We start from the raw sequence: 25,782 nt of genomic DNA, 5'->3' as shown, positions 1-25,782 counted from the left end.
AAAACAACGTTCGCACGCTGCTGGCTTAATACTCAGTTTACCTGTTTAGCCTCTGCCTTATCACCCTGGTTTCACTTCACTATGTTGACCCGCTTTCCTGAGAAACTATAGCGCACATCATCCCGTTTCTGAGGTCTGAGCCTGCTCATCGTCAGGCTTCAGGGGCCGCGCGTTGATTCCTGTTTCCCTTATGTTGCTTACGTTGGCAGCTCTTCCTCTGCCCCAGGCTGCCCGTGCACAAGCACGGCACTTAAATCAAAGCCATAAAAACAGCCATATAAATCTTGTCAATGCGTAAAAATCTTATAAAATGCCGCACATTTGTAACTGTTAATCACATAAATTAAGGAGTGATTATGGCTTTAGTCAGCTGCCCTGAGTGTCATAAGGAAGTAAGTGATTCAGCATTACGTTGTCCGTCATGTGCCAAACAGCTCAGAAAACCACGCCGTTCGTTCTTTGGCAAAGTCATCAAATGGGCTTTCATCCTGTTCAACATTCTCATGATCTACTGCCTTGTTGCCGGATTAAGTGGAAGCGGCGAGGTGGTCAACAACGCGGCTTCTGATGCGGAAAGAGCGGGTGCTGCGATCGGTGCCGGTTTAGGTGTCATGGCTATTGGCGGCATTTGGGTGATTGGCGACATTATTCTGGGCATACTGGTCCTCTTCACAAGACCGAAGGGATGATGGACGTCACAGCGGTGTTGTACAGTATTTTTTGCGTTAAATGCGCCAGTGCGTCACCCCGCGATAACGCGTAAAAAACCCTGTATCGTGACCATCATTAACGATTAAGTCTGACAGTGAAGCGGACAGGCCCTGAAGGCGCCCTGCTGCGCAACCCCGGCAAAGGCTCGCCGCTCAGATAATCCGATTCGGGTTAGTTGTTACACAGCTCGTCTGACGCCGAAACGATGCATAAAAGCCCCGCGGATAACCCGGGGCTTTTGCTTTTCCACCCCCACCCGCGACACGGGCTGCACATTTTTTACCCACCCATTCTGGCATTCTGTCCCTTTTAACAGCCTGTATTTGACCTTCCCCTTGATGGAAGGTTTATCCTTAGTCACAGTCACTTCTGACTACTCACTCCGCCACACCAACCAAGGAGTCAACGATGTCAAATACGGTTATCCTGGCACTGGAAGGATTATCCTGCGGCCATTGCGTTAAACGCGTAAAAGAGGCGCTTGAGCAGCGCGACGATGTTGAACAGGCCGAGGTCACCCAACAGGAAGCCAGCATTTCTGGCAGCGCCGAGGTCACTTCGCTCATCGCCACTGTCGAACAGGCGGGCTATCATGCAACGCTGAAACCTGAAGGCGCGCGCCCAAAGCCTGAGCCGTTGACAGCATCAGAGCCGCCGCCGGAGGCGCTGACAACGGAGTCCTCTTCTCTGCCGGCAACCGAAGCATTGCCTGCTCACGTCCTGCTTATTGACGGCATGAGCTGTGCCAGTTGCGTCAGCCGGGTTGAAAAAGCCCTTGAACAGGTTGCCGGTGTACAGCAGGCACGCGTTAATCTTGCCGAGCGAAGCGCGCTGGTTATGGGTCATGTTGAGCCACAGCAGCTGGTCGCTGCCGTGGATGCGGCCGGTTACGGTGCGGAAGTGGTTGACGACGAGCAGCAACGACGTGAAAAGCAGCAAACCAGCGCCCGTCGCGCACTGCGTCGCTTTAGCTGGCAGGCGGGCGTCGCGCTGCTGCTGGGCGTACCGCTGATGGTATGGAGCATGATGGGCGACAATATGATGCTCACTGCCGCGAACAGAACCACCTGGCTGGTCCTCGGGATGCTCACCCTGCTGGTAATGATCGGGGCGGGTGGCCATTTCTACCGCAGCGCCTGGCGCAGTCTCCTTAACCGCAGCGCCACCATGGATACGCTGGTGGCGCTGGGAACGGCGGCCGCCTGGAGTTACTCCTTCAGCGTGGTCGTCTGGCCTGACTTTTTCCCGCCGCAGGCGCGTCATCTCTATTTTGAAGCCAGCGTGATGATTCTGGGCCTGATCAATCTGGGCCATGCGCTTGAACAACGCGCGCGCCAGCGTGCCTCACGCGCCCTGGAGCGGCTGCTGGATCTTACGCCCGCACAGGCCAATGTCATCACGGAACAAGGTGAGACGCTTATGCCCGTCAGCGCGGTAGAGCCCGGTATGATCCTGCGACTGGTCGCAGGCGATCGTATCCCCGTAGACGGCGAGGTTCAGTCAGGCGAAGCCTGGTGTGACGAAGCAATGCTGACTGGCGAAGCGGCTCCCCAATCCAAAACACAGGGCGATCGCCTGTTTGCCGGTACGCTGGTGCAGGACGGGACCGTTCGCTTTATTGCGCAGGCGACTGGCGGCAATACCGCGCTGGCACGAATTATTCAGCTGGTACGTAAAGCGCAGAGCAGCAAACCTGAGGTTGGCCGTCTGGCGGATCGTATCTCTGCGGTCTTCGTACCGGTGGTCGTGGTTATTGCCTTGCTGAGTGCGCTGATTTGGTACCTGGTGGGTCCACAGCCCCAACTGGCCTATGCGCTGGTTGTGGCCACCACCGTCATGATCATCGCCTGTCCCTGTGCGCTGGGTCTGGCAACACCGATGTCGATTATCGCGGGCACCGGACGCGCTGCTGAATACGGTGTGCTGGTGCGGGATGCCGATGCATTGCAACGCGCAAGTCATATCGACACGCTGGTGTTTGATAAAACGGGCACGCTTACCCAAGGTGCCCCGCAGGTCACCGAGGTTATCACCTGGCAGGGCAGCACCCGCGATGCCGTGCTCTCTGCCGCTGCGGCACTGGAACAGGCGTCAGGGCATCCACTGGCGAAAGCTATCGTGGCAGAGGCCGGCGCTGGCGAGAAGCCTGAGATTTCGCAATTTCGTACAATACGCGGCAAAGGGGTGAGTGGCATTCTTAACGGCAGACAACTTGTCCTGGGTAATGTCAGCCTGTTAAGCGAGCACGGTGTGGATTGCCAGGCGGCACAGGAAGAAACGGAGAGACTAACCCACCAGGGCGCAACGCCGGTTTTACTGGCTGAAGACGGGAAGCTTACTGGCCTGATTAGCCTGCGTGATACTCTGCGGCCGGAGGCGGGTGAAGCGCTGCAACGGCTGCATCAGGCAGGTTACCGGTTGATTATGCTGACCGGGGACCATGAGAATACCGCCCGCGCTATTGCTGATGACGTGGGCATGGATGAAGTGATTGCGGGTGTTTTGCCGGAAGGTAAAGCCGATGCGATCAGCCAGTTGCAGCAGCAAGGCCGTCAGGTCGCCATGATCGGCGATGGGATTAATGATGCACCCGCGCTGTCCCAGGCGGATGTCGGCATAGCCATGGGCGGCGGCAGTGATGTGGCGGTGGAAAGCGCATCGATAACGTTGCTACGTGACGACCTGCATGGCGTGGCAGATGCCTTAGCGATTGCATCCGCCACACTCAGGAATATCCGTCAGAACCTGTTTGGTGCCTTTATCTACAACATTATCGGTATTCCGCTGGCTGCGGGCGTGCTCTATCCCTTCACGGGGTTGTTACTCAGCCCGATTGTTGCCGGCGCGGCGATGGCACTCTCATCGATTACCGTCGTCAGCAATGCTAACCGGCTACTGCGCTTCACACCGCGCAAAAAGCCTTAACGGCCGCCTCTGTTTTTCGCCGCCGGATCCCGCTAGCATGGTGTCTTTAACACAGTAAGGACAGGGAATGACTGCGAGCCTTTGGCAACGTTTGCGTAACTGGATGGCGCCCCTTTTTCCCACCAGCTACCGGTGGCCGGCCGTCGATATCCGGTCAGGAGCATGCCAGTTTCATCTGGTGGGAAGCATTCATATGGGCACGCGCGATATGCAGCCTCTGCCAGTGCGGCTGCTACAACAGTTGCAAAATGCCGATGCCCTCGTAGTGGAAGCGGATATTACCCAGGGCGGTTCGCCATTTGATGACACCGAAGTATGCCCGCCGCTGTCGGTGCGTATGGATGAAGGCACGCTGGCGAAGCTGGACGCGTTATGCAATGAGACCGGTTTGTCCCTGACGCAGTTTGATACGTCACCGGCCTGGCAAATTGCGTTGATGCTGCAGGCCCGTCAGGCCCAGCGGCTGGGATTGCGCCCGGATTACGGCATTGATTATCAGTTGCTTCAGGCGGCACGTTCACTGCAAAAACCCGTGATTGAGCTGGAGGGCGCAGACGCGCAAATCACCCTGTTAAAGTCGCTGCCCGATAACGGTATGGCGCTGCTGCAGGATACGCTGACGCACTGGCACACCAACGCGCGTATGTTGCAGACGATGGTGAGCTGGTGGCTGGAAAGCCCGCCCCGCGAACCGCAAATCGCCTTACCGGCGACGTTCAGTCAGACGCTCAATGACACGCTGATTAGCCAGCGCAACCGTGAGTGGCGCGGGCGATTACAAACGTTGCCCGCGGGACGTTATGTGGTGGCCGTCGGCGCACTGCATTTATATGGCGAGAACAATCTGCCAGCCCTGCTACGGGCGGAGTAATCAGGGATAAAAAAAGAGAGCCGACAGTCATATCGGCTCTTCAAAGAGGAATGTGTTAATGATTTTAGTTATCGCTCAACAACCCAGTTGCTGGCGCGTGGCAATTCTCGCCTAAAGCACATTATTTCGCCACATTTATCTTTCAATAAAACGTAATAAGATTTTTCTGAATCAGAGGCCATTATGACGCCTGCGGTAAAACTGTTGCAAAAACAAAAAGTCAGCTTCACACTGCACCCTTATGAGCATGACGCAAGCGAAACGCATTTTGGCGATGAAGCGGTACGTAAGCTTAACCTGGACGCCCGCCAGGTCTATAAAACGTTGCTTGTAGCGCTGAACGGCGATGCAAAGCAGCTGGCCGTGGCGGTGACGCCCGTGGCAACGCAGCTTGATCTCAAAAAGGTGGCTAAGGCTCTCGGGGCAAAAAAAGCGGAGATGGCCGAGCCCCTGCTGGCGCAGCGGATTACGGGTTATCTGATCGGCGGCATCAGTCCGCTGGGGCAAAAAAAGCGTCTGCCGACGGTGATTGACCACTCAGCCAACGACTTTGCCACGCTGTTCATTTCTGGCGGTAAACGCGGACTGGATATTGAACTCAGCCCGCAGGATTTGTCCCGTCTTCTGGATGCCCCGCTGGCAGACATTGCCCGACGCGATTAAGCCGGTTGCAGAGCGCAGAGTTCATCAATCATCCAGCGCCCGGCCGGGCCGGGCGGATGGCGGCGCGACCAGACCACTTCTACGGCGATGCGCTGCGGCCACCCGGCGACAGGCAATTCCTTTAAGACACCATGTCCAAACTGTTTCACCAGCCAGCGCGGCAAAATGCTCCAGCCAAAGCCCTGTTCCGCCATCTCAAGCAGCACATAATATGTCTGAGCAGACCAGGCCCTGCCCTGAAAAGTGGGGGCGCGGCGTTCGGTCCAGGTATTGAGACGAAGGTGACGAAGGGGTTCAAGCTGGCTTTCATTCACCGTCGCTTCCTGCGCCAGAGGATGATCCCGGTGCAGGTAAATCCCTAACTCAGCATCGACCTGCAGGCGGGCGACCGCGATGTCAGCCGGGAGCGTCGGCTGGGCACGAATCACGCCGATCTGCGCGCGCCCGGTTTGCAACAGTTCGACGACATCGTCATCTTCTGCGGCAATGCCTTCCAGCTCCACCTCCGGATAGCGCCTGTCAAATTGCCTGAGCAGGCGCTGATGGTAGTGCGTTTGCCAGAAGTCAGATACCGCCACGCTGAGCCGTGGTTCGATTCCCTCGGACAGGCGCGTTGCCAGCGCATCCAGTCGCTCACTGGCGGCAAGAATCTGCTGAACCTGCGGTAAGACGCGTCGCCCTTGTTCGGTCAGTTGCGGCTGACGACCGCGCCGGTCAAATAAGGCAAAACCCAGATCGTCTTCCAGGTTAACCACAGCCACGCTGATGGTGGACTGGCTTTTGTTTAAGGCGCGCGCGGCGGCAGAAAACGAGCCACTGGCTACCGTTTGCACAAAGGCTTCCAGGGATTCAGGAGAGTAACGCATGTGAACCATCGCTTTTATCGATAGATGATCATTTTATCTTAGCATGATGCCATGGGAAAATAGGCACCTGAACTAAGGAGACTGACATGCAAACCCGTTCACTCACCGAGCGCATCTTACATGCCAGCCTGTTTGAAGGTCTGGCCATCCTCACCATTGCCCCGCTGGCAGCCTGGATGATGGATAAACCGCTGTTTCAGATGGGCGCACTGGCCATCATGTTGTCCACGGTCGCGATGCTCTGGAATATGATGTACAACAGCGTGTTTGATCGCTGGTATCCGCCTCGTCAGAAACGCAGTGCGTGGGTTCGTGTGCTGCATGCTCTGGGATTTGAGGGCGGCTTTATCCTGATAGGGCTTCCGCTGGCCGCCTGGATGCTGGAGATTTCGTTATGGCAGGCCTTTATGATCGAAGTGGCGTTTTTTCTGTTCTTTCTGCCCTACACCTTCGTCTATAACCTGGTGTGGGATAAACTGCGGTCGCACTGGTTCAACCGTAAGGCCTGCCGCGCCTGACAAGGCACTGGGGAGACGAAGCGCCTCCCCGGTGATTTAACGCGGTGCTGCACGTTCCCCGTTCCAGTGTTGTATCCATGCCAAAATCATTTTGGGATAACGACGCGCGGGCACCGTTTCTTTCGCGTCTTTCAATGTATCCTGGGCCGTTGCCGTCTGGTAAATCACCTTATCGCGAGGCACGTAGTCGCTGGCATTCAGCGGCGAATGTTTACTGACCCAGTCACGCAGCACCACGGCGTCAACGTTGCCACTGTTGACATAACCCGGAAGTGAATCAATACGGGGATAGCCATCGCCGCCTGCCGCATTGAAGCTGTTAGTCGCCATCCGATAAGTTTTGGTGTCATCCAGCGGCTGTCCGTTGATCGTGACTTTACTCACGCCGCTGCCATTCGCGGTCAGACTGACATTTGCAAACTGGGCATAACCGCCTGAACCCGGTTCGATATTCGCCACCACCGCCAGATAGCGTTTAATTTCCGCCCCACTCAGCGTGACGGAAACGACCTGATTGGCAAAGGGTTGGACCTGGAGCAAATCGCGCCACGCTACGGGCCCTGGTTTGAGCGAGGCCCGAATTCCGCCGCCGCTCATCACGGCGAAGTCGGCCTGGGTCGCGGCCATCTGCGCCCGCAGGATGAGCTGCCCGAGGCTGCTTTGCTGAACGCGCACGGTTTCTTTTTCGCCGGAAAACACCCCGTTGACGCGCCCGACATTCACCTGCAACGTCGCTTCAGTGCGTTTTTGAAACGGCGTCAGTAATTTCATCATAGCCGTGTTTTTGGGGATCTCTTCCTGCCAGGTCAGCCAGGATTCGCTGCCATCGAGATTTTTGATTTTATGTTTGAGATTAACCGGGATGAGCTGATACGACGCCAGGGTAACCTCGCCATTGCGGTAGGTAAAATCGCCACGTCCGACATATTTTCCCCACTTTTCCGCCTGCATAATCCAGACGCCATTTTGCCGGTCAGGCTGACAGGGCTGACCCGGCTGGTAATCTTTGCGGCTCACATTCTCTTTTTCCATACAGACCGCGTCATGCGAATGCCCCCCTACGATCATATTGAGGGTGCCCGCAGGCAACCTGCGCGCCAGCGTCACATCATCAATCCCGTTACTGCCGTGTTTGCCGTCGTCATAATGACCAAGATGGGCCAGCGCCACGATCACATCCGGTTTTTCTTTGGCGCGTAGTTCAGACACAACCTTTACGGCTTCGGCTACCGGGTCACGGAATTCGATATCCGTTAACTGTTCAGGGTTGGTCAGGCGGGCGGTATCCGGCGTGATTAACCCGATAACCGCAATCTTCAGCCCCATGCGCCGGAACATCGCCCAGGGCTTAAACAGACGTTTACCTGTGCTTTTTTGATAAACATTCGCGGCCAGAAAAGGGAATTTTGCCCATTTTTCCTGTTTCCGCAGCACGGCGAGGGGTTTATCGAATTCATGGTTGCCCAGCGTCATGGCATCGTAACCAATCAGGTTCATGCCACGAATATCAGGTTCGGCATCCAGGACATCCGATTCCGGCACGCCAGTGTTGACATCTCCGGCCGACAAAATCAGTGCACCACCGCCTTTGGCCTGAATATCGTAGCGTGCGGTATCTATTAATGTTTTTTGTGCCGCCAGACCGTACTCGCCCTGCTCATCAAACCAGAAATGGCCGTGCAGATCGTTGGTGTGCAAAATGCTGAAACGGTAACTCCGGTCAGGCACGGCGGCCTGAGTAAACAGTGATGAGAGCAACATCGCTCCGGTCAGACCCGCACCCGCCCATCGAGATAACACCACAGCCTCTCTCCTTTGAATAATGATTCTTGCCGATCGTCAGCGCCCTTCTGTGTCGCACATTCCCTGTGCTAACTCAAGTTTATCGCGCGTCGTCCGGTCATTATCGCAGGTTGTTCAGCGCAGGACAGGGTCTGATTTCGTCATCACTGTTATGCATGAAGGCGCAATGTTAAGCAAAAGGAACGATCAGCTTGTTAATTTTTAGCTACTTTCGCTGGTGTGATTCGCCCTGTGTTAAATTTATGTATTACTCTGTTTTTAACAGTGCATTTCGTCAAGATGGCCTTCGCGCGCGCAGACAAGGCTGGCTGAGCCAATGCTAAATAACAGACTGATTTGTTTGCTTTTTTATCATCCGCTTTCATGCCATCAGGTCAGCCGCCTATCCGGCCGCTCCGACGCACAGAGGCCAACGAAGCAAAGGGAGCAGGCAAATCGCTGCCTGAGTGCGGTTGTAGGCTGTTACCAACACATTTTCACCTCATTATCGTCACGCTTGTGTCATTTAGAATGAATAAACTCCTTCCTGACCGTACGCAACAGACCGTTGTATCGACCCATAACCGCGATAAGTGAGAAAAACAGCCTTCATCTTGCGCTTTTCGCGTATTTCCCTAATTTCTTTTGATAATCCCACAAATTATTCAGCGATGCCGCCTGATATGCATTAAACTCATTTGTTACAACCGGATACATTTACATCCAAGGAGACAGGCATGCATCACACCACACCGCTGATCACCACTATTGTCGGGGCACTGGTTCTGGCTTTCCTCCTTGGTATGCTGGCTAACCGGTTACGAATTTCTCCGCTGGTGGGTTACCTTGTTGCTGGCGTTATGGCTGGCCCTTTTACACCCGGCTTTGTGGCAGACACGAATCTGGCGCCGGAACTGGCCGAACTGGGCGTGATTCTGCTGATGTTTGGCGTCGGTCTGCACTTTTCACTGAAGGACCTGATGTCGGTAAAGCGGATAGCCATTCCCGGCGCGATTGCACAGATCGCGGTAGCCACCTTGCTGGGAATGCTGATGTCGTGGGCGATGGGTTGGTCGTGGATGACCGGCCTGGTGTTTGGCTTGTGTCTTTCTACCGCCAGTACCGTGGTGTTGCTGCGTGCGTTAGAAGAACGGCAGCTGATTGAAAGCCAGCGCGGTCAAATTGCTATCGGCTGGTTAATTGTCGAAGACCTGGTGATGGTGCTTACGCTGGTCTTGCTGCCCGCCATTGCGGGCATGATGGAACAGGGCAACGCCAGCGCCAGCCTGGTAATCTGGGATCTGCTCTGGACCATCGGCAAAGTTGCCGCCTTTATGGTGCTGATGATGGTGGTAGGCCGCCGTGCGGTCCCCTGGATTCTGGCGAAAAGTGCGGCCACGGGTTCACGCGAGCTGTTTACGCTGTCTGTCCTGGCGCTGGCGCTGGGCATCGCATTTGGCGCCGTCGAGTTCTTCGACGTGTCTTTTGCGCTGGGTGCGTTCTTTGCCGGAATGGTGCTGAATGAATCGGAGTTAAGTCAGCGCGCTGCCCGTGACACGTTGCCGTTACGGGATGCTTTTGCAGTGCTGTTCTTTGTCTCTGTCGGCATGTTATTTGATCCCATGATCATGGTGAAAGAGCCGCTGGCCGTGCTGGGTGCGTTGGTGATTGTCGTCATCGGCAAATCCGCCGCCGCCTGGCTGTTGGTTTCGCTGCTGGGTCATTCGCGTCGGACAGCGATGACCATCTCGGTGAGTCTGGCGCAAATCGGCGAGTTTGCCTTTATTCTTGCCGGTCTGGGCATTTCACTTGGCCTGCTTGATGAAGAGGGCCGAAATCTGGTCCTGGCGGCCGCTATCCTTTCTATCATGCTCAATCCGGTTCTGTTTACGCTGCTGGGGCGTTACCTCGCCAAAAATGAAACGATGGAGCAGCAGACGCTGGAAGAAGCGTTGGAAGAAGAACAAGAGATTCCTGTGGATGTCTGCAACCATGCCGTCATCGTTGGCTATGGTCGCGTCGGCAACCTGCTGTGTGAGCAACTGATCAAACTGAATATTCCGGTGGTGGTGGTAGAAAGCTCCATCCCGCGCGTAAAAGCCTTACGGGATCAGGGGATCAGAGCGGTGCTGGCGAATGCCGCCCGCGCCAATACCCTGGCGCTGGCCCGGGTGGACTGTGCCAGCTGGCTGTTAGTCACTATCCCTAACGGCTACGAGGTAGGCGAAATTGTGACGGCAGCACGACAGAAGCAGGCTGATATCGATATTATCGTGCATGCCCATTATGACGATGAAGTGGAGTATATTCTGGAGCGCGGTGCAAACCACGTCGTTATGGGTGAGCGGGAAATTGCCGCCAGTATTATTCAGAAGTTACAGGAAAAGCTAACGCTGCAGGAAGAAAAAACCGTCAGCGAAGGTCAGCACTAATCCATCCCAAACGGCTGTCGCCCCGCTGAACTCTCAGAGATTCAGCGGGGCGTCTGACTTGTCGGCCTTAACGATCCCAGTAGGACTCTTCCAAACTGTCTTCACGCTCAGGCAAACCGCGCGTCAGTCGGGGCGAATGCTGATTCAGGACCTGATAGCTGACCCGGTTAGCATATTTGCAGACCTGCGCCAGCGACGAATAGGTCAGATAAGCACGCGCATGTTTACTGGAGTTAGGTACGTTGCGGCGATGGTAGTTATTCGCCGTAATGTCATGCAGCAACGCTGCCAGCGCGCCGTCCCCTGCTCCATTGGTATTCATGATCTTCTCCGGGCCGCCCATGTAGGGCGCGATGTGCGAGAAAGTGCGTAACGGCTGCTGACAATCCTGTTTACGCATTGCGCGACTGAATTCGTACTGGTTGAATTCAGCAATCGCGCCCGGTAACAAAGGATGGTTGGTTTTACGCTTAAATTCGTCTTCGGTATAGCCCGCCATATATAAACCGGTCGGCCCTGCCGTGCACAGCACCAGATCCACCCACTCCAGCGCCCTGTCCGAGGCCAGTAACGGGTCGGCCTCGCCCGTCAGCGCCAGCGCCTCTTCTTCGTTCATCGCCACAATCGACACGTGGTCACGCAGGAAATCACGCCAGAACTGAGGATTGTCACCTATCACGTGTTTCGTGCCTAACGTCAGCACCACCGGCACGTTGTGGCGCTTTGCATACTCGATAGCCTGCAGCGTCGCCTGTGGCATCGGTTCACCGTCTTTGCAACGCACCAGATACGAGGTCAGAACCAGCGCGGAAGAGCCCGCAATTACGTCCTCAGGCACACTTTCCGCTTTGAGCTGGTTCATCTGGCCAGGGCTAATCGCAAAGGTCCGATCGCCCTGATCGCCGATCAGGGTGAAACAGCGGCCAATCGCTCCGTCCACACCCTGAAGATAGTTAAGATCCATGCGGCTCGACGTATTACAAAGGTAACGATACGCATAACCGCCAATCTGAATGTTATTGCACATCACGCCCAGCAATACGGAACGGTCGTCCGCCAGCACGGAGAAATTGTGCAGCGTGTTGCCAATCGTGCCGCCTGCGAACTGGTGAGTAATCAGTTCGTCACGCATCAGTTCAGCGTACAGCGCTTCTGCCACGGCATCGTCAATGACCAGCGAATGGCCGGCACTCAGACCATAGCGGACCAGAAAGGCGTCATCGACTTTCGCTTCGATATCGACCAACGTCTGATCGATGCCCACTACCCAACTGCCGTCTTCGTTATCGAATGACGAGGACTGGAGAAGGGGATCGCGCGCGCTGACGGGAAAATAGTGTTTGGATTTACGTTTGCCGGGAAATTTCATGGTGACTGCCGTGAGGAAAAACAGGCAGAGAAGCATATCATATTCTCTGCGACGACTTTAACGCTGCGCGCGAATCCGTAGCTCGCCCATCCCGCCCTGCCAGACTCCGGCGCATCTGACGTATCAGCGTATATTACTGGCAGGCCATCTGATGAACGCCGGGACGTGGCGCCTGCAGGTTCATGACAGCCTGTAGGAGGATGCAGCACGACAGTAATGCGGTTCCGTACCTGTCAGGCAGCAAGGGCCAGAAAACGGTCTGCGACAAGCGCGGCTGGCGTTCAGAGGACAACGAAGAAGGAAAACGCAGGAAAGTATGGGTAGATTCACTACAGCAAAAGGGGCCAGTCGTGCCGGCCCCTCTCTGCTTAGCCCAGAATTTTAGCCAGCTCTGCACTCACGTCGGACACATTACGTGTGCCGTCGATTTTGTGGTACTCAGTGTTACCCGCTTCGGCTTCTTTGCTGTAGTAAGCAATCAGCGGTGCGGTTAGCTGATGGTATTCCACCAGACGTTTGCGCACCGTTTCTTCCTGATCGTCTTTACGCGTGGTCAGCTCTTCACCGGTCACGTCATCCTTGCCTTCCACCTTCGGTGGATTGAATTTGACATGGTAAACACGGCCTGATGGCGCATGAACACGGCGACCGACGATGCGTTCAACGATCAGTTCATCCGGCACAGCGAACTCCAGCACATAGTCCACTTTGATACCGGCTTCTTTCATTGCGTCAGCCTGAGGAATGGTGCGTGGGAAACCATCAAGCAGGAAACCGTTTTTGCAATCTTCCTGGGCGATGCGCTCTTTAACCAGCGCAATCACCAGCTCATCAGTAACCAGCTTGCCGGCATCCATAATGGCTTTCGCCTGGTTGCCCAGTTCGGTGCCCGCTTTAACCGCTGCACGCAACATGTCGCCAGTGGAGATCTGCGGAATGCCGTATTTCTCCATGATGAATTGGGCTTGAGTCCCCTTACCTGCGCCCGGAGCTCCGAGCAGAATAATACGCATTGCGTAAATCCCCTTGCGAATCGCATTGATGAATCTGAGAAGCGGAAGAACATACCATTATGATCCGCGCACCACAAGGAAGGGGCGGATCAACGCAGATCAGTGTACTGACTTTAGCCAGCGATCGCAGTGAGCGATGTCAGTGAAAAGGCATTTTCGGACTGGTAGCGGGTGCAATGGGGCTTTTAAGGCGGTTGCGCAACAAATATGGGTGCCGGAAAGCAGGCAGGAAGACTGCAGCCAAAAAAAACCGGTGAGGATCTCACCGGTTTCGTCGTCTTACGCCGTCAGCAGTTGGTTCATCCGACGGATAAACTGGTTAGGATCGTCCAGCGTGCCGCGCTCTGCCAGCAGGGCCTGATCCAGTAACAGCTCAATCCATTCACCGAAGCGGGCTTCATCCTGGGTATCTGCCACGCGCTTCACCAGTTGGTGATCGGGGTTGATCTCGAAGATATATTTCACTTCCGGCACGTCCTGTCCGGCCGCCGCGAACAGTTTGGCCATTTGCGTGGTCATCTCGTTTGCATCGGTGGTCACAATCGCAGGCGTATCGGTCAGACGGTGCGTCAGACGGACTTCTTTCACACGTTCGCCCAGCAGCGTTTTCACGCGCTCAACAAAAGGTTCCAGCGCTTTTTCCGCTTCTTTCTGCGCTTCCGTTTCTTCGTCAGCCAGCTTATCCAGCGCTTCATCCGCTTTGCTGACGGACTGGAAGGCCTTACCGTCGAACTCGGTCAGATAGCTCATCATCCATTCATCGATACGATCGGACAGCAGCAGGACCTCAATGCCTTTTTTACGGAACAGCTCCAGATGCGGACTGCTTTTCGCTGCAGCATAGCTGTCGGCGGTAATGTAGTAGATCTTCTCCTGACCCTCGACCATACGGCTGACGTAATCTTCCAGCGACACGGTTTGCGCCGCGCTCTCGCTTTGTGTGGTGGCAAAACGCAGCAGTTTGGCAATCGTCTCTTTGTTGGCGTGATCTTCAGCGGGGCCCTCTTTCAGGACCAGACCAAACTCTTTCCAGAAGGTCTGGTACTTTTCGCTGTCCTCTTTCGCCAGCTTCTCCAGCATCTGCAGAACACGTTTGGTCAACGCGCCGCGCAGATTCTGGGTAACACGGCTGTCCTGCAGAATCTCACGCGATACGTTGAGCGGCAGATCGTTAGAGTCAATCAGGCCGCGCACAAAGCGCAGGTAGTTCGGCATAAACTGCTCGGCGTCATCCATGATAAACACGCGCTGCACGTAGAGTTTCAGACCATGTTTATGGTCGCGGTTCCACATGTCGAACGGTGCGCGAGCCGGGATATATAGCAGGCTGGTGTACTCCTGTTTCCCTTCTACGCGGTTGTGGCTCCATGTCGCCGGATCGCTGAAATCATGGGCAATATGTTTGTAGAACTCTTTGTACTCTTCGTCGCTGATCTCTGACTTGCTGCGGGTCCACAGCGCCTGAGCTTTGTTGATTTTCTCCCAGGTCGTGGTGCCGCTTTCTTCATCTTTGGTTTCGATTTCAACCGGCAGCGCAATGTGGTCGGAGTATTTACCAATGATGTTGCGGACGCGCCAGCTGTCGAGGAATTCATCTTCGCCTTCACGCAGGTGCAAGGTGATTTCCGTACCGCGATCGGCTTTGCTGATGTCAGCGATGGTATACTCACCTTCACCTGCCGATTCCCAGAACACGCCTTCGTCTTCGGCGGCACCCGCCGCGCGCGTGCGCACCGAGACTTTGTCGGCAACGATAAAGGCCGAGTAGAAACCCACACCGAACTGACCGATCAGCTGACTGTCTTTGGCCTGATCGGAGCCCAGGGATTCCAGAAAGGCTTTGGTGCCGGATTTCGCAATAGTGCCAAGGTTTTCAATCACTTCATCACGGCGCATGCCGATACCGTTATCGCTCAGCGTGATGGTGCGGTTATCCTTATCGACAGAGAGACGCACGCGCAGGTCACCATCGCCTTCGTACAGGCTGGCATCAGACAGCGCGCGGAAGCGCAGTTTATCCGCCGCATCCGAGGCGTTGGAAATCAGTTCACGCAGGAAAATCTCTTTGTTTGAATAGAGAGAATGGATCATCAGGTGCAGAAGTTGTTTTACCTCTGACTGAAAGCCACGAGTCTCTTGTCCTTTCATGGTCATTGCTACCTCAACAGAATCAGATTTAACGAACGTTGAGGAGGATGTGGGGGTACATGCAGGATTTTCAAGCCGGCGTTTTTCACAACGCCGGCAAGCGTTTAAAATTTAATCTTCTGGCGGCCTGCCAGTGAGTGGGATAGCGTGGTGCCATCCACCATTTCCAGTTCGCCGCCCATCGGAACGCCATGCGCAATGCGGCTGGCTTCAACGCCATACTGGCCACATAATTCTGCAATGTAGTTCGCGGTCGCTTCGCCTTCCACGGTGGGGTTGGTCGCCAGGATCACTTCCTGAATCGCTTCCTTCTCCAGACGCTGTTCCAGCCGATCGAGACCGATATCTGCCGGGCCAATGCCATCCAGGGGCGAAAGATGGCCCATCAGAACGAAATAACGGCCGGCAAATTGCCCGGTTTGCTCAATAGCATGGATATCTGCCGGACTTTCCACCACGCAGATCTGACCGTTTTGCTGACGCCGGGGATTGGCGCAGATAGTGCAGATTTCCTGCTCGGTGAAGGTGCGGCAATCGGCACAGTGACCGATTTCCGACATTGCCCGGGTCAGCGCCTGTGCCAGCCGCATTCCCCCACTACGATCGCGCTGTAGCAGTTGGAACGCCATCCGTTGCGCCGACTTCGGCCCAACGCCCGGCAAACAGCGCAATGACTCCATTAAGGACTCTAGCAGTGGGCTGGTTTGCATCAGAACGGCATCTTGAAGCCTGGTGGCAACTGCATGCCTGAAGAGACAGACGCCATTTTCTCTTTCTGCGCTTCATCAATGCGACGCGCCGCGTCGTTGAAGGCGGCAGCGATCAAATCTTCCAGCATGTCTTTGTCATCTTCCAGCAGGCTGGGATCGACTTCCACACGGCGGCAGTTGTGGGCACCATTGATGGTCACTTTGACCATGCCTGCGCCTGATTCACCCGTGACTTCCAGGGCGGCAATTTCTTCCTGAACCTGGGCCATTTTGTCTTGCATCTGCTGGGCCTGTTTCATCAGGTTGCCCAATCCGCCTTTACCAAACATAGTTTTCTCTCTCTGCTGAGGCTACAACGCGGTTTATTCATAACGTTGCAGCGTGTTCAAACGGGTCGAATGCTTTCCTCATCCAAATCGGCATCGAAAAAGCGACGAAGGGTTTGAATGTGGCTGTCACTCAAGATGGACTGACGCGCCTGCGCCAGCTTCTCTTCATAAATGGCCTGACGCCACTCCAGTGGCGTCAATACCGTAGGATTATCGTCTTCAATAACCGACAGTTCAACCTGGTGTCCGGCAACCTGACTCAATGCGGCGGTCAGGGCCTGCTGCGCGGAGGCCGAATTCAGGTGGCGCTGGCTGGAACGTAAATGCAGGCAAATACCCTGCTCGGTGGTCTCTTTCCAGGCATTCAACGCCAGCTGTTGAACCAGTTTAGGCAGCGGCAAACCGGCCACCTCAGCCGCCCAGGCATCACGCTGCTGGGCTTCTTCAGCCAGCCGTGCGGCCAGCTCAGGATTTTTCTCATGCTCCAGCGCAGAACGCAAGGCTTTTGGCGTGGCGACGGGCGCGGCCGCTTCGGTTACGGGCGTCAGCGCTTTCCAGCGGTACGCCTCTTTTTTTACCGGCGCTTCAGGGGCGCGCTCACGCACACGCTGCTGACTGCGCTCGGTCACCGAGGCCAGTCGCTCAAGGGCAGAACTGGCCGGCCGCGCACCTGGCGCTGCCGGCTCACTCTTTTTTGCTTTGTTTGCTCCCTGGCGCAGCAGTTGGGTGCGCGCCTGCAGGAGCTGGCTGGTGGAACTGGACAGTGACGGTTCGGGTGCCGCTGGCGAGACAGACTGCGCGGTTGGTGCCGAAGCGGGTTCGGGTGCCGCCATTTGTGGCCTGGCAGCGGGCGCCGATTCGGTTGGCGACGGCGGTACGTTCTGTACCGGCACCGGCGCTGACTGCGCGGTCAGCGTGGGCCGCGCGATCGGCTCCGCGACGGCCGCTTTGGGATGAAACGCCAGCGCGCGCAATAAGGCCATCTCAATGCCCATACGACGATCGGGCGCAAGGGGTAAATCTTTGCGCCCCATCAGCAGGGTTTGATAATAAAGCTGCAGATCGGCAGGCGGCACGACGCGCGCCAGTTCCCGCAGGCGCAACGCATTGCTTTCTTCATCGTCGTTAAGAGAGGCAGGCAGTAACTGTACCATGGCAATGCGGTGCAGCAGGCGCAGCATCTCAACGAGCAATGCCTCCCAGTCAACCCCGCGCGAAGCTGCCTGCGCCAGCAACGCCATCACCTGTTCTCCGTTGCCGTCGACTACGGCTTCAAGCAGCCCCAGGGGTTGTTCATCGTCAAGCGTCCCGAGCATCGCCCCGACGGTCGCGCTGGTCACGCTGCCCTCGCCCATCGCAATGGCCTGGTCGGTAAGGCTCAGCGCATCGCGCATACTGCCATCGGCAGCTCGGGCCAGCAGTTGCAGCGCCCGCGGTTCCCGGGCGATCTGCTCCTGTTCTAATACGTTGTCGAGCTGCTGACGGATCTGGTCAACATCCAGCGCTTTAAGGTGAAACTGCAGACAACGGGACAGGATTGTCACCGGCAGTTTCTGCGGATCGGTCGTCGCCAGCAGGAATTTAACGTGTGAAGGCGGTTCTTCCAGCGTTTTCAGCAGCGCATTGAAGCTGTGACGCGACAGCATGTGCACTTCATCAATAAGGTAAACCTTGAAGCGGCCGCGGGCGGGCGCATACTGCACGTTATCAAGCAGATCGCGCGTGTCTTCCACTTTGGTGCGCGAGGCGGCATCAATTTCGATGAGATCGACAAAACGGCCCTGTTCGATCTCACGGCAGTTATCGCACTGGCCACAGGGCGTGGCGGTGATCCCGGTTTCGCAGTTAAGGCCTTTTGCCAGCAGACGGGCAATCGTGGTTTTCCCTACGCCCCGTGTGCCGGAGAAGAGATAAGCATGATGGATGCGTCCCAGAGACAATCCATTCGCCAGCGCCGTCAGAACATGTTCCTGACCGACAACATCAGCAAACGCCTGTGGACGCCATTTTCGGGCAAGTACCTGATAGCTCATGTGGTTTCGACGAATTTGGATGGAAATGTGAGCGCAGACGCACTGCAACCCCTGTATATGATTGCAGTAGTCTAACAGCTACGCTTTCACCTATCACTCGTTATCTTGAAGCGGTAAAGCGGAATGGCCCCACAGGTGCGCGAGGCCAGAAGCGAGGCTTAGTGGCCGGGGAAATTGACCAGGCTGTAGCTGTCAACGCCCAGCGCCTTGAGGCGGGCTTCCCCTGCCAAATCGAACAGGTTAATAATAAAAGCAGCATCTTTCACTTCACCGCCTGCACGACGGATCAGTTTGATCGTGGCTTCCAGCGTTCCGCCGGTCGCCAGCAGATCGTCGACCACCAGCACGACGTCGCCCGGCTGGATCGCATCTTTGTGCAATTCCAGTTGGTCGGTACCGTATTCCAGCTCGTAGGATTCGCTGTAGGTTTCACGTGGCAGTTTGCCCGGTTTACGCACCGGGACAAAACCCAGCCCCAGCCCCAGGGCAACCGGCGCACCAAAGAGGAAGCCACGCGCTTCTGTGCCGACAACTTTGGTGATGCCTTTATTACGGTAGCGCTCAACCAGCAGGGCGATGGACGCTGCATAGGCGTTCGGGTCTTCCAACAGGCTGGTGACGTCACGGAAAAGAATACCCGGCTTCGGGTAATCAGGAATACTTTTGATACTGTTTTTAATCAGTTCAAGCTGCTGCGCAGTGTCGGTCATAATCTTAAGCCTGGTAAAAAAATTCTGTTTTGCGCAGCTTCAATAGCGCCAATACCTGATTAAAGGTTCAGCGGAAATACATTCATAATGGGAAGCCGCACACGAAGAGGCCCAAATCTAAGCAAATGGCCGGCTAATTGCAACTTTATCGCGGAGGTAAACTGTCGTCTGGTGTTTCTGCCACCACCGGCATCCGCCACATAAACAGCAACAGAAGGCACAACATGATGCCCAGCATGATCCGTACCCACAGCACAGGCACCAGCCACAAGGATAACGCAAATGTCGCCACAATCAGTACGATGGCGCGGCTTTTTGCCCCTGGCGGTATGCCACGATGCTGTTGCCAGTGGCGAATATAGCGACCAAAGGGCGATTTCCAGAGCAGCCAGTGATGAAAACGTGGTGAAGAACGGGCAAAACACCACGCTGCCAGCAGCATGAATGGCGTTGTAGGTAATAAAGGTAATACAATGCCCAGTATGCCAAGCACTATCGCCAGCCAACCCAGGGTTAATAAGACAATGCGTTGCATACCTGCCACCCAATGCGTTTTCCGTTGCATGACTTTAGCATACCTGCGTTGGGCGCAATGAGTAAGCATCCGACGCGGCAAAGGCTGCATCACTGCCTTCTCACCTTGCGCCAGGCCATCCACAGCCATCCCGACGGCGAGTGTCGCTCGCCGCGTTTTGACAACCAACTTTTTACGACGAAAGGGACCCGACTGGCCGATTATCTGCAGGAGATTGAGCACAACTATCAGCGCCTTTGTCAGGCCGGCGAGGATGTGGAACGTAGCCAGTGGCTGGCGGGTCATCTGGTGGACCAAATCGCCGCCCTGCAGCGTGAAGCCAGTACCCAGCAACTTCGTAGCCGCGCAGAACGTGTCCGGCCTTCCGCCCGTCAGCAAAAATATCTGGAATACCGGGAATATGAGCGTCGACTACAGGCGATGATCGACCAGCGGGAGCAACGGCTGGCGCTGGCAGAAACCTTTGCCGTTCAGCAGCAGTTGAAAAAAGACCTGGAGGTACTGGAAGGCCGTATGGCACGCTGCCGGCAGGCGATCCGCTCGGTGGAGTGGGCAATGTCACTGTCAGACAGCCCGTTTAGCAGTTAATGCGCTATCTTTGCAAGACCGCCATCGCAGGATGGCACGCTTATCAGGCCCATGATACAACGTCGCAGGAGGAATGATGTCCCTGGAAACGGCCCCCGAAGAGGTCAAACTGGCGGTAGATTTGATTCAGCTGTTTGAAGAACACCAACTGTCGGTGGAAACGGTGTTGTCCGCCCTGGCCATTGTTCAGCGCGATTACGAAAAGAAACGCGACGAACAGCGCAAAGACTAAGCCTTTTTTGCCAGCGTCGGACTTAAGCGCAACATATCAATCAGGGCATCCACCAGTTCGGGCGCATCGGCAACCAGATCAAATTTGCCAGGCGTAAAAAGCCAGCTTTCCATCATGCCATTGACATAGCTGCGCATGATTAACGCCGCCTGTCGGGTCTGGAACGTTTCTGGAAGTTGCCCGGCATCAATGCACTGACGCAGTACGTCTTCTATTTCGTTGTAACGCTCAAGCAACAGACTTTGCTGGATACTTTTTACGGCAGCCATTTCCCCGACAAATTCGCATTTATGAAAGATGATTTCCATCAACGCACGGCGCTGCGGATCGCGCGCAGTCGCCTGAAAGATATAGACCAGCATCGCCCGTAAAATGGAGAGTGGATCACCGGGGTATTTTGTTTGATACTCAAGTTTCACTTCATTAAGCCCGGCATCGCAGCGAAGCCATATTTCGTTCAACAAATCGGCTTTGTTTTTGAAATGCCAGTAGATAGCGCCACGGGTTACGCTGGCTGCAGAAGCGATGTCCGCCAGGGAGGTGGCTGAAACCCCCTCTTTCGAAAACAGAGCAAGGGCGGCGTCCAGAATTTGATGCCGGGTTTCAAGAGCTTGCGCTTTGGTTTTTCGTGCCATAGGGGACTTTTTTTACAAACAGGTAAGTTTACATACATTTGTGAATGTATGTACCATAGCACGAGCTAAAATAATACGCAGCAATGGGTTCATGGCTTTGTGATCCATTGATCATTTGATATCGGACTCTAGAGGTTTATTTATGAACAAATTCAGAGGGTTAACGCCTCTGGCGGCCGTCCTGATGCTCTCAGGCAGCTTTGTGTTAACAGGATGTGACGGAAATAAATCCGACCAGGCCGCCCAACAACAGCCGCCGGAAGTCGGTGTTGTCACCGTTAAAAGTGAACCCCTAAAAATTTCGACCGAACTGCCTGGACGTACTCTGGCTTACCGTATTGCCGAAGTGCGTCCGCAGGTTTCCGGTATCATTCTGAAGCGTAACTTTATTGAAGGCAGTGAGATTAAAGCCGGTGAATCGCTCTATCAGATCGATCCCGCGACCTATCAGGCATCCTATGACAGCGCCAAAGCCGATTTAGCGAAAGCAGAGGCTAATGCACGTATAGCGCAACTGACGGTCAATCGTTATAAGCCACTGCTTGGCACCAAATATATCAGTCAGCAGGACTACGATAATGCCGTCGCCACCGCGGCACAAAACAATGCGGCCGTTCAGGCCGCGAAGGCTAACGTAGAAACCGCACGCATTAACCTGGCGTACACAAAAGTCTCTTCGCCTATTAGTGGCCGCATTGGTAAGTCATCCGTTACAGAAGGTGCGCTGGTACAAAGCGGGCAAACCACAGCGCTGGCCACGGTGCAGCAGTTGGATCCGATGTATGTCGATGTTACCCAGTCGAGTGAAGATTTCCTGCGTCTGCGTTCAGAACTGGAGTCCGGTCAGCTGAAACAGAACGATGGCAAAGCCAACGTTACCCTGCTGATGCAGAATGGTAAAAACTATGCTCAGCCGGGTACGCTGGAGTTCTCGGATGTGACCGTTGATCAAACCACCGGCTCGATCACCCTGCGCGCGATCTTCCCTAACCCTGATAAAGCCTTGCTGCCAGGGATGTTTGTACGTGCCCGTCTGGATGAAGGCACCAATCCAAACGCCCTGCTCGTTCCTCAGCAGGCGGTAACGCGCACACCAACCGGTGACGCCTCTGTCATGGTGGTCGGCGCGGACAACAAAGTTGAAGCACGTAAGATCAAAGCAGCCCAGGCTATTGGCGATAAATGGCTGGTAACAGAAGGTCTGAAAGCGGGCGAGCGTGTGATCTTTACAGGTCTGCAGCGTGCAAAACCGGGTGCACAAGTTACACCTAAAGAAGTCACAGACGATGCAAAAGCCGCAAAAGGTGATCCCTCTCAGGCCCAGTCTGCTAAAACATCGTCCTAACAGGAGCCGTTGATACATGGCTAAGTTCTTTATCGATCGCCCAATCTTTGCGTGGGTGCTGGCTATTATCGTCATGCTGGCGGGCGCGTTATCGATTATTAAATTACCGATTGAGCAATATCCCAATGTTGCGCCACCGGCCATTGAGATTCAGGCCAACTACCCTGGTGCTGACGCGAAAACGTTGCAAGACTCGGTGACTCAGGTCATCGAACAAAACATGAACGGTATTGATGGCCTGATGTATATGTCATCAAGCAGTGATTCCTCGGGTGCTCTGACGCTGACTATCTCCTTCCAGTCAGGGACTGACGCGGATATCGCGCAGGTTCAGGTGCAGAACAAACTGCAGCTGGCAATGCCACTGCTGCCTCAGGAAGTGCAACAACAGGGGATTCAGGTTAAAAAATCCTCCAGTAGCTTCCTGATGGTAGCGGGTTTCATCAGCGATGATGGCAGCATGACGCAGAACGATATTGCTGACTATGTTGCCTCTAACATCAAAGATCCTATCAGCCGTACGCCTGGCGTGGGTGATACCCAGGTCTTTGGTGCGCAGTACGCGATGCGCATCTGGATGGATCCGAGTAAGTTAAATAACTATCAGCTGACGCCGGTTGATGTGATCAATGCGCTTAAAACCCAGAACGCCCAGGTGGCTGCCGGTCAGTTAGGCGGAACACCGCCGGTACCGGGACAGCAGCTGAACGCCTCAATTATTGCGCAAACGCGTCTGACCTCCACCAAAGAGTTCGGCAACATTCTGCTGAAAGTGAATAACGATGGCTCTCAGGTGCGTCTGCGCGATGTGGCACAGATCGAACTGGGTGGTGAAAACTACGAGATCATTGCGCGCTATAACGGTAAGCCTGCGTCCGGTATCGGTATCAAACTGGCGACTGGCGCTAACGCCCTGAATACCGCCGAAGCCGTTAAAGCCGAACTGGCTAAGCTGCAGCCAACGTTCCCGGCGGGAATGAAGGTCGTTTATCCTTACGACACCACACCGTTCGTTAAAATTTCTATTTTCGAAGTGGTGAAAACACTGATGGAAGCGATTCTGTTGGTGTTCCTGGTGATGTATCTGTTCCTGCAAAACTTCCGAGCCACGCTGATTCCGACTATTGCCGTCCCGGTTGTGTTGCTGGGGACCTTCGCCATTATCGGCGCCTTTGGTTACTCGATAAACACCCTGACGATGTTCGGGATGGTGCTGGCCATCGGCCTGTTGGTGGATGACGCCATCGTGGTGGTCGAGAACGTCGAGCGCGTCATGGTGGAGGAAGGACTGCCACCGAAAGAAGCGACCAAGCGCTCGATGGAGCAGATTCAGGGCGCACTGGTCGGTATTGCCCTGGTGCTGTCAGCGGTCTTTATTCCCATGGCTTTCTTTGGTGGATCGACCGGCGTGATTTATCGTCAGTTCTCCATCACCATCGTGTCGGCCATGGCGCTGTCAGTACTGGTTGCGTTGATTCTGACGCCCGCACTCTGCGCCACTATGCTCAAGCCGGTAAAAAAAGGCGATCACGGTGCCACCAAAGGCTTCTTTGGCTGGTTCAACCGCCTGTTTGACAAGAGTACGCATCACTATGTTGACAGCGTAGGTCACATCGTTCGCGGTACGGGTCGCTATCTGCTGCTTTATCTGCTGATTGTGCTGGGAATGGCGTTTCTGTTCCTGCGTCTGCCTTCATCGTTCCTGCCGGAAGAAGATCAGGGCCTGTTACTGGCTCAGGCTCAGCTCCCTGCCGGTGCTACACAAGAGCGCACGCAGAAAGTGCTGGATCAGGTTTCTGATTACTTCCTGACGAAAGAAAAAGACTCGGTGAAATCTGTCTTTACCGTTGCGGGCTTTGGCTTTGCGGGCCGTGGACAGAATACCGGTATTGCCTTCGTCAGCCTCAAGCCGTGGGATGAGCGTACCAGCAGCGACATGAAAGTGCCTGCGATCCAGGGACGTGCAATGCAAGCGCTGGCGCAAATTAAAGACGGTATGGTCTTTGCGTTTAACCTGCCTGCCATTATCGAGTTAGGTAACGCGACCGGCTTTGACTTTGAACTTATCGATCAGGGTAACCTGGGGCATGAAAAGCTGACGCAGGCACGTAACCAGCTGTTTGGCATGATCGCACAACATCCGGATACGCTGGTCGGTGTGCGTCCCAACGGTCTGGAAGATACGCCGCAGTTCAAACTGGATATCGATCAGGAGAAAGCCCAGGCGCTGGGTGTCTCACTCAGTGATATCAATACCACGCTGGGCGCATCCTGGGGCGGCTCTTACGTTAATGACTTCATTGACCGCGGTCGTGTGAAGAAAGTCTACGTGATGGGTAAAGCTGATGCGCGTATGCTGCCTGACGACATCAATAAGTGGTATGTCCGAAACAGCAACGGCGAGATGGTGCCCTTCTCTGCCTTCTCATCAGCACGCTGGCAGTATGGTTCACCGCGTCTGGAACGTTACAACGGTTTACCGTCTATGGAAATCCTGGGGCAGGCAGCCCCTGGCAAGAGCTCCGGTGATGCCATGAACCTGATGGAAGAACTGGCTTCGAAACTGCCGTCGGGCATTGGCTTTGACTGGACCGGGATGTCCTATCAGGAACGTCTGTCGGGTAACCAGGCACCTGCCTTGTATGCCATTTCACTGATCGTCGTGTTCCTGTGCCTCGCGGCCCTGTATGAGAGCTGGTCCATTCCGTTCTCGGTCATGCTGGTGGTTCCGCTGGGCGTGGTCGGTGCATTGATCTTTACGACCTTGCGCGGACTGAGCAATGACGTTTACTTTGTCGTGGGGTTACTGACCACTATTGGCCTCTCGGCGAAGAACGCCATCCTGATCGTGGAATTTGCGAAGGACCTGATGGAGAAAGAAGGCAAAGGGCTGGTGGAAGCCACGCTTGAAGCCTGCCGTATGCGTCTGCGTCCTATCCTGATGACCTCACTGGCGTTTATTCTGGGCGTACTGCCGCTGGCCATCAGTACCGGTGCCGGCTCTGGTGCACAGAATGCGGTCGGTACAGGCGTCATGGGCGGGATGGTGACCGCGACCGCGCTGGCCATCTTCTTCGTACCGGTATTCTTTGTGGTGGTGCGTCGTCGCTTTGGTAAAAACAAAGCCGAGATCGAAAAGGGTCATCCCGTCGATCATCCTGACCACTCGCATTAATCTGTAAACTTAAAGGCCGCATCAGCGGCCTTTTTTAATGCCTCACGCCGTCTCTTTTTTGACAGCCGCAGGGATTAACCGCTGCCACGATGACGCTGGCTTGTATTATCGCGATAACTTCCTGTTCACTCGGGGTGAACGCTGCCTTCCTCACCCTCTTTTACATTCAGGCTGGTCACGTCCGGCGCGATC

The 25,782-nt window shown here is 55.1% G+C and carries 21 protein-coding genes and 1 other annotated feature; of the genes, 10 read left to right on the top strand and 11 right to left on the bottom strand.

Annotated features, from left to right (window positions below):
• The first annotated feature begins 356 nt into the window (after positions 1–356).
• From G5574_RS18660 to ybaK, 4 genes are all read left to right on the top strand, one after another.
• Positions 357–689, top strand: coding sequence for a seryl-tRNA synthetase class IIa (locus G5574_RS18660; protein WP_033738713.1), 333 nt, complete (start codon positions 357–359; stop codon positions 687–689).
• Between the two features lie 430 nt (positions 690–1,119).
• Positions 1,120–3,636, top strand: a complete 2,517-nt coding sequence (gene copA, locus G5574_RS18655) for a copper-exporting P-type ATPase CopA (protein WP_164483029.1) — start codon at positions 1,120–1,122, stop codon at positions 3,634–3,636.
• A 67-nt stretch (positions 3,637–3,703) separates the two neighbouring features.
• Positions 3,704–4,507, top strand: a complete 804-nt coding sequence (locus G5574_RS18650; protein WP_006117911.1) for a TraB/GumN family protein — start codon at positions 3,704–3,706, stop codon at positions 4,505–4,507.
• 183 nt (positions 4,508–4,690) lie between these two features.
• A complete protein-coding gene (ybaK, locus tag G5574_RS18645; protein ID WP_164483028.1) occupies positions 4,691–5,170 on the top strand; it encodes a Cys-tRNA(Pro)/Cys-tRNA(Cys) deacylase YbaK in 480 nt (159 codons plus the stop codon).
• Here the strand turns inward: ybaK and G5574_RS18640 are convergent.
• On the bottom strand, positions 5,167–6,036 hold the full coding sequence (locus G5574_RS18640; RefSeq protein ID WP_033738707.1) for a LysR family transcriptional regulator: 870 nt from the start codon (positions 6,034–6,036) through the stop codon (positions 5,167–5,169). The genes ybaK and G5574_RS18640 overlap by 4 nt on opposite strands.
• An 86-nt stretch (positions 6,037–6,122) precedes the next feature.
• Between G5574_RS18640 and G5574_RS18635 the strand changes: the two genes are divergently transcribed.
• The gene (locus G5574_RS18635; protein ID WP_039338466.1) at positions 6,123–6,554 is read left to right on the top strand and encodes a multidrug/biocide efflux PACE transporter; all 432 of its coding nucleotides are present in this window, start codon (positions 6,123–6,125) and stop codon (positions 6,552–6,554) included.
• Positions 6,555–6,590: 36 nt separating this feature from the next.
• On the opposite strand, the gene ushA is transcribed toward G5574_RS18635, so the two are convergent.
• The gene (gene ushA / locus G5574_RS18630; RefSeq protein WP_164483027.1) at positions 6,591–8,357 is read right to left on the bottom strand and encodes a bifunctional UDP-sugar hydrolase/5'-nucleotidase UshA; all 1,767 of its coding nucleotides are present in this window, start codon (positions 8,355–8,357) and stop codon (positions 6,591–6,593) included.
• 716 nt (positions 8,358–9,073) lie between these two features.
• Here ushA and ybaL point away from each other — a divergent pair.
• Complete coding sequence (gene ybaL / locus G5574_RS18625) at positions 9,074–10,768, top strand: YbaL family putative K(+) efflux transporter (RefSeq protein WP_039338468.1); 1,695 nt, start codon at positions 9,074–9,076, stop codon at positions 10,766–10,768.
• A gap of 67 nt (positions 10,769–10,835) precedes the next feature.
• Here ybaL and G5574_RS18620 read toward each other — a convergent pair whose 3' ends face one another.
• From G5574_RS18620 to G5574_RS18585, 8 genes are all read right to left on the bottom strand, one after another.
• A complete protein-coding gene (locus tag G5574_RS18620; protein WP_164483026.1) occupies positions 10,836–12,137 on the bottom strand; it encodes an inosine/guanosine kinase in 1,302 nt (433 codons plus the stop codon).
• 368 nt (positions 12,138–12,505) lie between these two features.
• A complete protein-coding gene (adk, locus tag G5574_RS18615; protein ID WP_033738701.1) occupies positions 12,506–13,150 on the bottom strand; it encodes an adenylate kinase in 645 nt (214 codons plus the stop codon).
• Positions 13,151–13,429: 279 nt separating this feature from the next.
• Positions 13,430–15,304, bottom strand: coding sequence for a molecular chaperone HtpG (gene htpG / locus G5574_RS18610; RefSeq protein WP_033738700.1), 1,875 nt, complete (start codon positions 15,302–15,304; stop codon positions 13,430–13,432).
• Between the two features lie 98 nt (positions 15,305–15,402).
• A complete protein-coding gene (gene recR, locus G5574_RS18605; RefSeq protein ID WP_006117920.1) occupies positions 15,403–16,008 on the bottom strand; it encodes a recombination mediator RecR in 606 nt (201 codons plus the stop codon).
• Positions 16,008–16,337, bottom strand: a complete 330-nt coding sequence (locus G5574_RS18600) for a YbaB/EbfC family nucleoid-associated protein (RefSeq protein ID WP_033738698.1) — start codon at positions 16,335–16,337, stop codon at positions 16,008–16,010. Before G5574_RS18600 ends, recR begins: the two co-directional genes overlap by 1 nt.
• A gap of 56 nt (positions 16,338–16,393) precedes the next feature.
• Complete coding sequence (gene dnaX / locus G5574_RS18595) at positions 16,394–18,370, bottom strand: DNA polymerase III subunit gamma/tau (RefSeq protein WP_164483025.1); 1,977 nt, start codon at positions 18,368–18,370, stop codon at positions 16,394–16,396.
• Positions 16,991–17,052, bottom strand: a sequence feature (DnaX frameshifting element). Its footprint overlaps the gene before it by 62 nt.
• 158 nt (positions 18,371–18,528) lie before the next feature.
• Complete coding sequence (apt, locus tag G5574_RS18590) at positions 18,529–19,080, bottom strand: adenine phosphoribosyltransferase (protein WP_006117923.1); 552 nt, start codon at positions 19,078–19,080, stop codon at positions 18,529–18,531.
• A gap of 145 nt (positions 19,081–19,225) precedes the next feature.
• On the bottom strand, positions 19,226–19,615 hold the full coding sequence (locus G5574_RS18585) for a DUF454 family protein (RefSeq protein WP_164483258.1): 390 nt from the start codon (positions 19,613–19,615) through the stop codon (positions 19,226–19,228).
• A gap of 57 nt (positions 19,616–19,672) precedes the next feature.
• Here G5574_RS18585 and priC point away from each other — a divergent pair, with 57 nt between their 5' ends.
• The gene (priC, locus tag G5574_RS18580; protein ID WP_162286737.1) at positions 19,673–20,203 is read left to right on the top strand and encodes a primosomal replication protein PriC; all 531 of its coding nucleotides are present in this window, start codon (positions 19,673–19,675) and stop codon (positions 20,201–20,203) included.
• A 76-nt stretch (positions 20,204–20,279) separates the two neighbouring features.
• Positions 20,280–20,435: a pleiotropic regulatory protein RsmS gene (gene rsmS, locus G5574_RS18575; protein WP_006117926.1), complete on the top strand. Its 156-nt coding sequence runs from the start codon at positions 20,280–20,282 to the stop codon at positions 20,433–20,435.
• Here rsmS and acrR read toward each other — a convergent pair.
• Positions 20,432–21,070, bottom strand: a complete 639-nt coding sequence (gene acrR / locus G5574_RS18570; protein WP_039338471.1) for a multidrug efflux transporter transcriptional repressor AcrR — start codon at positions 21,068–21,070, stop codon at positions 20,432–20,434. The two genes, rsmS and acrR, sit on opposite strands and share 4 nt — an antisense overlap.
• Before the next feature lie 142 nt (positions 21,071–21,212).
• On the opposite strand from acrR, the gene G5574_RS18565 reads away from it, so the two are divergent.
• Together G5574_RS18565 and G5574_RS18560 are read left to right on the top strand one after the other, a co-directional pair.
• Positions 21,213–22,415: an efflux RND transporter periplasmic adaptor subunit gene (locus G5574_RS18565; protein WP_006117928.1), complete on the top strand. Its 1,203-nt coding sequence runs from the start codon at positions 21,213–21,215 to the stop codon at positions 22,413–22,415.
• Between the two features lie 16 nt (positions 22,416–22,431).
• Entirely contained in the window at positions 22,432–25,590 is a 3,159-nt protein-coding gene (locus tag G5574_RS18560) for a multidrug efflux RND transporter permease subunit AcrB (protein ID WP_033738689.1), read from the top strand.
• Positions 25,591–25,782: the final 192 nt, after the last annotated feature.

The sequence above is a fragment of the Pantoea stewartii genome (assembly GCF_011044475.1).
Lineage (GTDB): Bacteria > Pseudomonadota > Gammaproteobacteria > Enterobacterales > Enterobacteriaceae > Pantoea > Pantoea stewartii.
The sequence above is the reverse complement of the archived record's forward strand: the minus strand, read 5'-3'. Positions and strand labels throughout refer to the sequence as shown.